The organism is Uruburuella suis (assembly GCF_004341385.1).
Lineage (GTDB): Bacteria > Pseudomonadota > Gammaproteobacteria > Burkholderiales > Neisseriaceae > Neisseria > Neisseria suis.
Map to the genome: position 1 here is coordinate 1 of NZ_SLXE01000053.1, position 8,767 is coordinate 8,767.

Genomic DNA, 8,767 nt, shown 5'->3' on the forward strand with positions numbered 1-8,767 from the left:
TGTGAGAGCTCCCTTTTTACACCTGCTTTCCTTTTTATTCAATGTTATGACAAGTAATTGTGAACAGACCCTAGGGTCTGTTCACATTTCATCACCAATAGAAAGACACCCTCATGCAAACCCTGCCCTTCCAGCCCGAAATCGCCGAACGCATGCTCGCCGGCACCACCGATGAACACATCCACCCCGAAGCCGTGTTTGTGCACACCGCCAACGGCTATTGGGTGGCCTGGCACCAAGGCCTGGCCGCTGTGCTCGCCGACACCACCCCGCCCGACATCCCCTGCGATTGGGTGGAAGGCGCCGAATCACTGGCAGAATTGGTGGCCATGCTCGAGAGCGGCGAATACGCCGAAATAGCCGAATTCGACGGCGACGACGAAGCCTGGGCGCAGATGCTGGCCGGCTGCGACGAAGATCACGAGCACAACAAACATTGCGGGCACAGCCACAAATGACACCCAGCCTGAAACACAACCGACAAAGCCGCAAGCCGCAAACAACACAACAAAACCACACCGCCCGCTTATTTTTCAAAACCGGCATAAAAAGCCTGCGCCGCACCGCCCTGCCCTTGGCTACCGGTCTGCTGCTCGGCGGCTGCGTGGTGGCCTCTGCCGTCGACCTCGCCGCCACCACCGTGTTTACCGTCGGCAAAATCGCCGTGAAAACCACCGGTGCCGTAGTGGATGCGGTGATTCCCGATGGCAACGACGATAAAGATAAAAAAGAAAGCAAGAGCAAAGCGCGCAAGGCCGAAAGCCTGCCGCCACAGCCCTCGGCAGCAGACTACCACCCCACAACACCGGTTTACCAACCGGCTCCGGCTAACACCGATGCCGTCGACATAGCGCAATAACAACAGGCCGTCTGAAACCTTTCAGACGGCCTGTTTATTATTACAACACATTGTTTATTTTAAAATTTTAAAAACCCATCATGCTGATGCCGGCCCGAATCTATCCATCGGCATTTCTGCGCCTTTTTAGTGGAATGCAAAAAAAGTGACACAACGGATAAGTTGGGTTGAAAACCCAACAAGCCCCTAGGCCGTCTGAAACCTTGGGTTTATCAACCCAACCTACGCCGTTATAGAGCATAGTTTTGTATCACTTTTTCTTGCATTCCATTTCACCTTTAAGCAGTTTCCGAATTTTCCGCCAAAAAAGCCCGCAGCAAGGCTTCATCTAAAAACCAATGGCAGATTTCCCTATCACCCCAAAGCAGCACCGGCACCAATTCGTTGTATTTTTCTTCCAGCGCCGCATCGGCATCCACATCCACCACCTCCAGCGCAAAACCGTATTGCTGCTGATAAGGCTGCAAAGCATCGCGCATTTTATGGCAGAGGCTGCAATAATCGCGAAACATCAAGGTTAAAACCAAATCTTTTTCCATTTCATCACACCTTATAAAGCACCTGTTCAGGCCGTCTGAACGCTTTCAGATGGCCAAAATTTGTCGGTCGGATACGGGTATCCGACATTTGCCACAAGCTCAAAATTTTATTCTGCAAACAAGCATCGGATTAGCGAATCCGGCTTACGCACACACAAGGCAGCCAGTACAAAAGAAAGCAAACAAACCTCACCTAAATAGCAGTACAATAATACGTTATACGTCTTATCTTTTAAAGAAATCACCATGAAAATCAGCACCCGTTTCGATGCCGGCGCCCTCACCGTAACCGACTTGAGCAACCCCGCCGATATCCGCTTGGCCTTGCGCCCCGACAACGCCTCCGATTTTGCACAATGGTTTTACTTCCGATTGCAAGGCGCGGCCTATCAAAATTGCGTGATGCATTTTGAAAATGCCGCCCAAGCCGCCTACCCCGATGGCTGGGAAGATTATCAGGCCTGCGCCTCTTACGACAGGCAAAACTGGTTTCGCGTACCCACCCGCTATGAAAACGGCGTGCTCACCATCGAACACACCCCGCTGGCCAACAGCATTTATTATGCCTATTTCGAGCCTTATTCCAGCGAGCAGCACTTAAATTTATTGGGCGATGCGCAAGGCAGCGGCTTGTGCCAGATTGACGATTTGGGCAGCACAGTAGAAGGGCGCGACATGAATCTGCTCACCATCGGCAACCAAGTGCAAAGCGATTTGAAAGTGTGGGTGATTGCCCGCCAGCACCCGGGCGAAACCATGGCCGAATGGTTTGTCGAAGGCCTGCTCGCGCGCCTGCTCGACCCGCAAGACGCCACCGCGCGCGCGCTGCTCGACCAAGCCACGTTTTACATCGTGCCCAATATGAATCCCGACGGCTCGGCGCTGGGCAATCTGCGCACCAATGCCGCCGGCGCCAACCTCAACCGCGAATGGCTCGCGCCCACCTTGGAAAAAAGCCCCGAAGTGTATTATGTGCGCGAAAAAATGCGCGCCACCGGCGTGGACTTATTCCTCGACATCCACGGCGACGAAGCCATTCCTTATGTGTTTGTGGCGGGCACCGAAGGCGTGCCGGCCTATAATGAACGCATCGCCGCGCTGGAAGCGCAATTCAAAGCCGCGTTTGCCGCCGCCAGCCCCGATTTCCAAGATGAGCACGGCTACGAAAAAGATTCGCCCGGCCAAGCCAATCTGAGCATGGCCACGGCTTGGGTAGGCGAAAATTTCGGCTGCTTGGCCTACACATTGGAAATGCCGTTTAAAGACAACCACAACCTGCCCGATGACGATTTCGGCTGGAACGGCCAGCGCTCATTGCGCTTGGGCGAAGCGGTGTTGTCGGCGGTGTTGAACGTGTTGCCCGATTTGCGTTAAATCTTATTTGCCGCAGCCCAAGAAGAGAGGCCGTCTGAAAACTTTTTTCAGACGGCCTTTGGATTGATGCAGCGCTCAACGGCGCATACGCGGCTGGCGCATGCCTTTTTGCATTTCGCGCGCCTGCGCCATCTGCTCTTGGCGGGTGGGGCGTTTTTTAAACAAAGCGTGCGCTTCTTCCACCGAACATTCCTGCGACATGCAGATAATGGTGATGGCATCTTTTTGCGCCTGGCCGCCGCTGTGATACATGCGGCGCAGGTTGGCTTCGTTAACGCGGCCTTTTTCCGGATCGATATCGAATTTTTTCAAACGCTCGATAAACTGGCGCTGCTGGCGGCGCGAATACCAATAAAAGCCGGCAGAAGCCGAAGCCATCACCACCACGGCAATGGCAATGGCCAGTGGCCAAGAATCGGTAAACAGCACAAGAATCAGGCTGAGCACAGCCGTGGCCAGAATAATCAGGCCGGCCAGGCGGATTTTGGTTTTCTTTTCCATATTATTTGTTTTCCTTCGGTTTTGCGATAAATGCCGTCTGAAACAACCGTATTTCAGACGGCCTGTAAAATAATTTTAGGCCGCCAGCTCAAGGGTGAGGTGCTTGAATTCGGCCCACGCATTGCCCGCTTCTGCGCCCTTAATCATGCAGTCGATTTTGGCACAGTCCTGCAACGCGGCCAGCAAACGGGCGATGCTGATGCGCCGCACTGCCATCGGTGCCAGCGTTTGCTTGTCGCCCCACAGGCGCAGGCTGTTGCGCACGCTCTGCACGCTTTGCCCCTGCTTGAGCGCGGCGGTGAGGCGGATTAAAGTGCGGATGTCTTCGGCCAGCGCCCACAACAACATCACCGGCTCTTCGCCATCGGCCTCCAACCCTTCGAGCAGGCGGGCGGTGCGCGCCGCATCGCCGCTCATCCATGCGCCGGCAAGCTGAAACACATCAAAACGCGCCACATTGGCCACCGCCGCTTCGGCATCGGCCATATTCAGCAAATGGCCGCGCGGGTGCAGCAAGGCGAGTTTGTCGATTTCTTGTTTGGCCGCCAAAAGATTGCCTTCCACCCGCTCGGCAAACAAAGAAAGCGCATCGGCTTCAATTTCAAGCCCGGCCTGTTTCAGACGGCCTTGAATCCATTGCGGCAAGGCTGCGCCGCTCACGGCTTTGGCTTCCAGCACCACACCGTGTTTGGCCAGCACGGCAAACCATTTGGCCTGCATTTGCGCGCGCTCGAGCTTGGGCAGCATCAGCACCACGGCGGTGTCTTCCGGCAAACGCCCGGCCAGCTCTTGCAGCGCATCGCCGCCGGCTTTGCCGGGCTTACCGCCCGGAATGTGGATTTCCAATAATTTCAAATCGGCAAACAAGCCCATGCTGCCGGCTGCGTGCAGCAATTCCTGCCAATCAAAGCTTGCCGAATCGGCGCTGTAAACTTCGCGGTTGAGATAGCCTTGCTGCCGCGCCGCCTGCCGCAACACATCCAACGCTTCCACACGCAGCAAATCCTCTTCGCCGTGTATCACATACAAAGGCTTCAGCGGCAAATCGGGCGAGAGCTGCTCGATGTCCATTTGCGCCATTTAGCGCGCTTTCAAAAAGGCCAACCGGCGCACAATCTGCTCGGCGGCATCGGCGCGCATTTCCGCCCAAATGGTGGCTTCTTCTTCCTGCTTGCCGAGCACTTCGCTGTCGGCATATTCCATGGTGCGCTGCACCACCACCGTCATGGGTTCGCCCAAAGGCTCGCCGTTGCGGCTGGCTTGCGCATCGACACGCAGATTAAGCAGGTATTCATTGATTTCGGCGGCGCGGGTGATGGTGAACACATCTTTTTTGGTGTCCACCCGCAGCACACTGATGGTGGCCTGCGCCTGCGGCGCGCTCACCGGCTTGCCGTCGGCGCGGCGCAAAGCCGCTTCCAGCGCCTGTTGCAGGCTTTCGCCGTCAACATGCCATGCCTGATAAGGCAGTGCATCGGGAATGCCGCTGTGCCCTTTCAAATGAAAGCCGCAAGCAGAAAGCGCCAACGCGGCGGCGAGCAAAAAGATTTTTTTCATGGTGTGCTTCCGTGTCCGGCATTGCAGTTAGAGAATGGCGGATTATAGCCCGCCGGCCATTATTTTGTCAGGCCGTCTGAAACGGCAGCCGCCCGAATCTTTCAGACGGCCTCTTGGGGTTTGTTCACATTTCATCCGCAAGAGTAAGATTTTGAGCGCAAAAGCTTGCCTGCAAAACAAAAACACAGCCAAATTAGCGGCCTTGTGTGCATTTTCAACACAGCAGGCAGGCTCGTTTGCCTACATTCCGCACGATGCCATGCGAACAGGCTCAGGCATCAGCCCAGCTTCGCTTTCATCAATTCCTGCACCTGCGCGGGATTGGCTTTACCTTTGCTGGCTTTCATCACCTGCCCCACCAAGGCATTGAGCGCTTTTTCGTTGCCGCTCTTGAATTGCTCGACCGCTTTGGCATTATTGGCCAATACTTCGTCTATCATGGCCTCAATCGCGCCGGTGTCGACGATTTGTTGCAAGCCTTTTTCTTCGATAATCTGCTCAATCGTGGCCTCAGGGCTGGCCCACATTGCTTCAAACGCCTGCTTGGCCAGTTTGCTGTTCAAGGTGCCGTCGGCAATTTTGCCGACCAAAGCCGCCAAGCGCGCTGCGGTGATCGGGCTTTGCGCCAAATCCAGCCCTTCTTTATTCAGCGTGGCCGCCAATTCGCCGTTCATCCAGTTGGCCACAAGCTTGCCCTGTTTGCTTGCTAAGGCCGCCTCTTCAAAGAAGGCTGCTTGGGCACGGCCGGCGGTGAGCAGGCGCGCATCGTAATCGCTCACGCCGAAATCGGCCACAAAGCGCTGCGCCATCTCGCCCGGCAGCTCCGGCATTTCATCACGCGCTTTTTGCATTTGGCCGTCTGAAATCATCACCGGCAGCAAATCGGGGTCGGGAAAATAGCGATAATCGTGCGCATCTTCTTTTAAGCGCATCACGCGGGTTTCGCCCTTATCGGGGTCAAACAGCATGGTGGCTTGCTGCACTTTGCCGCCCTCTTCGATGATATCGATTTGCGCTTCCACCTCATAATTAATCGCCTGCTCCAAAAAGCGGAACGAATTGAGGTTTTTAATCTCGCGGCGGGTGCCGAATTCGGCCTGCCCTTTGGGGCGCACCGACACATTGGCATCCATGCGGAACGAGCCCTCGGCCATATTGCCGTCGCAAATATCCAGCCACGTGACCAAGCCGTGCAGCGCTTTGGCATAAGCCACCGCCTCGGCCGCCGAGCGCATTTCCGGCTCGGAAACCACTTCCAGCAAAGGCGTGCCGGCGCGGTTCAAATCAATGCCGGTGGCGCCGTTTAAGCCTTCGTGCACCGATTTTCCTGCATCTTCTTCCATGTGCGCGCGGGTAACATTGATGGTTTTCACCTCATCACCCACCACAATTTCCAGCCTGCCCTCGGCTACAATCGGCAAATCGAGCTGGCTGATCTGATAGCCTTTGGGCAAATCGGGATAGAAATAGTTTTTGCGGTCAAACACGTTTTTCTGATTGATTTTCGCACCCAGCGCCAAACCGAGCTTGATGGCCTTGGCCACCACTTCACGGTTCATCACCGGCAACACGCCCGGCAGCGCACACTCCACCACGCTCGCATGCGCATTCGGCTCCGCGCCAAACGCCGTTGACGCGCCGCTGAAAATTTTGGATTGGGTGTTGAGCTGGACATGAATTTCCAGCCCGATTACGGTTTCCCAGGTCATTATCAAGTTCTTTCAAATAGAAAATATTTTAAACTATTGGCGTAAAACCCATTGCCAATAATTCATATTGTAAGGTTTTACACCACAACGGCAATTCCGTTTCCAGTGACATAATCTTTTGCTGGTGCAGCCAAAAAATAATTTTGGGCTGCTCCGATGAATTGTCGTAAATAAAAGCTTCATCACAGCATGCCAATGCCAATAATAGATGCTTTTGACTACTTTTATAGCGCTGGCGAATGGTTTGTTCATCAATAGAATGGTCGCCAGCCCGAACACGAGCAGCAACCCGCGCTAAATTGATTGCCACATCATCAACCGCCACATAATTTAGCCGAACATAACCCTTTTGCTCGCGCCGATTTCATCCGATTTAAAATAGAATAACCGGACAAAGTAGATTCCATTGAAAATGAAATATGATGCTTAATGGCAAACTGAAATAGCTCAATCGCTTTTCTGCCTGCCTCAAAATCTACCAAACGCGGTGATTTGGGGTTTAATTGCATGGCGATATGATCAGAGTCAATCACAATTTGCACGGTATCTTGATTAAAAGCCCTTAACGTTGATTTACCCGCGCCATTGGTACCACAATAAAAAATAGCCACATTATTCGGCATGACTACTCACTCTCTCCGTGCCGTTTGGATAATGCTCAACCAAATCACCGTTTTCACGCCGAAACGTCACGATTTCATGTTGCTTTTTCTCTGCCATCCATGCGCTAAACAACACTTTCAGCTGTCGCTGTTTTGCCAGAATTTCTTCACGCTTAGTCATCATTATATTCTCCCGCAAGCATGCCCTATTATAGATAGGCCGTCTGAAACTATCGCGGCAACAGCTTCATCAATTTGCCGTTGCTGCTGTCGCTCACAATATAAATAAAACCGTCGGGCGCTTGGCGCACGTCGCGCACGCGCTCACCGACATTGATTTTCTCTTCGCGCACCACCCGTTCGCCATCCAGCGTGAGGCGGGCAACGTAACCGAATTTGAGCGAGCCTGCCAGCAGATTACCGCGCCAGTCGCTGCCGTAAGGATTGCTGCCGACAAATGCCATGCCTGAAGGGGCCATCGATGGATCCCAGTAATACAAAGGCTGCTCCATGCCGGCTTGGGCGGTGATGCCCGCGCCGATTTGGCCGCCGCCGTAATCTTTGCCATAGGCGATCACCGGCCAGCCGTAGTTTTTGCCGGCGGCAATCAGGTTGATTTCATCGCCGCCTTGTGCGCCGTGCTCGCTCGCCCACAAGCGGCCTTGCGCATCCAGCGCCATGCCTTGGATATTGCGGTGGCCGTAGCTCCAGATTTCGCCGCGTGCGCTGCTTTGTTGCACAAACGGATTATCGGCGGGCACGCTGCCGTTACGGCTCAGGCGCACGATTTTGCCGATGTGGCTGCCCAAATTTTGCGCCTCTTCGCTGCGGCTGCCTCTGTCGCCCATGCCCAGATAAATATATCCGGGCGCCAGCGCAATGCGGCAACCGAAATGGCGGTTGCTGCGCACTTTCGGCGCTTGGCTGAACAAGGTTTTCACTTGCGAAAGGCGGCCGCCCTCGGGCGACAATATGCCCTCGGCCAAGGCGGTGCTGTTGCCGCCGCTACCCGGCTCGCTGAAGCAGAAATACACGCGGCCGTTATCGGCAAAGTTTTCATCCAATGCGACATCAAGCAAACCGCCCTGCCCGCCGACATCGATTTTCGGCAAGCCTGTCACCGGTGCGGAAATCCGACCTTGCGCATCCACCACGCGCAAATCGCCGCTGCGCTCGCTGATTAAAAAGCGGCCGTCGGGCAGAAAAGCCAAGCCCCAAGGGTGGTTTAGGCCGGTGGCCACGGTTTGCCAGCGCCATTGCTGCGCCGCTTCTTGCGGCTGGGCGCGGGTTGCGGTAGTCAAAACCGTTTGCACTACACCGGCAGATGCGGTTTGCGGGGCTGCCTCAGCGAGGCCGTCTGAAACATTTTCAGCACAGGCCGCCGCGCTTAAGGCCAGCAGCACGGGCAATGCCAAACGGGCGGGGGCAAACGGTTGCTTCAGTATACTCATGGCAGCGCTCCTTTTTGTTTGGTCAAACCGGTCACTCTTGTCTTGGCCGAGTTTGATACAAGCCTTGCGGCTTAGCTCTTCCCTAGGGCGTCCTGACAATTACTTGTCATAAAGGCAGCCATAGCATAATACAAGCTAAAGCAACTACGCTTTCATAATGCCTTTTCAAACGATC

Annotated in this window: 12 protein-coding genes; 3 read left to right on the forward strand and 9 right to left on the reverse strand. The window is 54.6% G+C overall.

Annotated elements, in window-relative coordinates:
* Window positions 1-113: 113 nt before the first annotated feature.
* Window positions 114-458: a general secretion pathway protein GspG gene (locus tag EV680_RS11595; protein ID WP_132954904.1), complete on the forward strand. Its 345-nt coding sequence runs from the start codon at window positions 114-116 to the stop codon at window positions 456-458.
* Window positions 455-859 (forward strand): NF038104 family lipoprotein, encoded by a 405-nt coding sequence (locus EV680_RS11600; RefSeq protein ID WP_207894347.1) that lies wholly within the window; start codon window positions 455-457, stop codon window positions 857-859. The genes EV680_RS11595 and EV680_RS11600 overlap by 4 nt, the downstream gene beginning before the upstream one ends.
* A 278-nt stretch (window positions 860-1,137) precedes the next feature.
* On the opposite strand, the gene EV680_RS11605 is transcribed toward EV680_RS11600, so the two are convergent.
* Window positions 1,138-1,386, reverse strand: a complete 249-nt coding sequence (locus EV680_RS11605; protein ID WP_132954912.1) for a glutaredoxin family protein — start codon at window positions 1,384-1,386, stop codon at window positions 1,138-1,140.
* 258 nt (window positions 1,387-1,644) lie between these two features.
* Between EV680_RS11605 and EV680_RS11610 the strand changes: the two genes are divergently transcribed.
* Entirely contained in the window at window positions 1,645-2,772 is a 1,128-nt protein-coding gene (locus EV680_RS11610; RefSeq protein WP_132954905.1) for a M14 family metallopeptidase, read from the forward strand.
* Between the two features lie 75 nt (window positions 2,773-2,847).
* On the opposite strand, the gene EV680_RS11615 is transcribed toward EV680_RS11610, so the two are convergent.
* The 8 genes from EV680_RS11615 to EV680_RS11640 form a co-directional block, all read right to left on the reverse strand.
* Complete coding sequence (locus EV680_RS11615; protein WP_132954906.1) at window positions 2,848-3,273, reverse strand: hypothetical protein; 426 nt, start codon at window positions 3,271-3,273, stop codon at window positions 2,848-2,850.
* 75 nt (window positions 3,274-3,348) lie between these two features.
* Entirely contained in the window at window positions 3,349-4,353 is a 1,005-nt protein-coding gene (gene holA, locus EV680_RS11620; RefSeq protein ID WP_132954907.1) for a DNA polymerase III subunit delta, read from the reverse strand.
* A complete protein-coding gene (locus EV680_RS11625) occupies window positions 4,354-4,830 on the reverse strand; it encodes an LPS-assembly lipoprotein LptE (protein ID WP_132954908.1) in 477 nt (158 codons plus the stop codon).
* 278 nt (window positions 4,831-5,108) lie between these two features.
* A complete protein-coding gene (gatB, locus tag EV680_RS11630) occupies window positions 5,109-6,539 on the reverse strand; it encodes an Asp-tRNA(Asn)/Glu-tRNA(Gln) amidotransferase subunit GatB (protein ID WP_132954909.1) in 1,431 nt (476 codons plus the stop codon).
* Between the two features lie 28 nt (window positions 6,540-6,567).
* A complete protein-coding gene (locus EV680_RS12055; protein WP_207894348.1) occupies window positions 6,568-6,864 on the reverse strand; it encodes a hypothetical protein in 297 nt (98 codons plus the stop codon).
* A complete protein-coding gene (locus EV680_RS12060; protein WP_207894349.1) occupies window positions 6,854-7,162 on the reverse strand; it encodes a hypothetical protein in 309 nt (102 codons plus the stop codon). Before EV680_RS12060 ends, EV680_RS12055 begins: the two co-directional genes overlap by 11 nt.
* Window positions 7,152-7,325 carry a hypothetical protein gene (locus EV680_RS11980; protein ID WP_165870946.1) on the reverse strand — a complete coding sequence of 58 codons (174 nt, stop codon included), beginning with the start codon at window positions 7,323-7,325 and terminating at the stop codon, window positions 7,152-7,154. The genes EV680_RS12060 and EV680_RS11980 overlap by 11 nt, the downstream gene beginning before the upstream one ends.
* Window positions 7,326-7,371: 46 nt before the next feature.
* The gene (locus tag EV680_RS11640) at window positions 7,372-8,592 is read right to left on the reverse strand and encodes a PQQ-dependent sugar dehydrogenase (protein ID WP_132954910.1); all 1,221 of its coding nucleotides are present in this window, start codon (window positions 8,590-8,592) and stop codon (window positions 7,372-7,374) included.
* Window positions 8,593-8,767 lie beyond the last annotated feature (175 nt).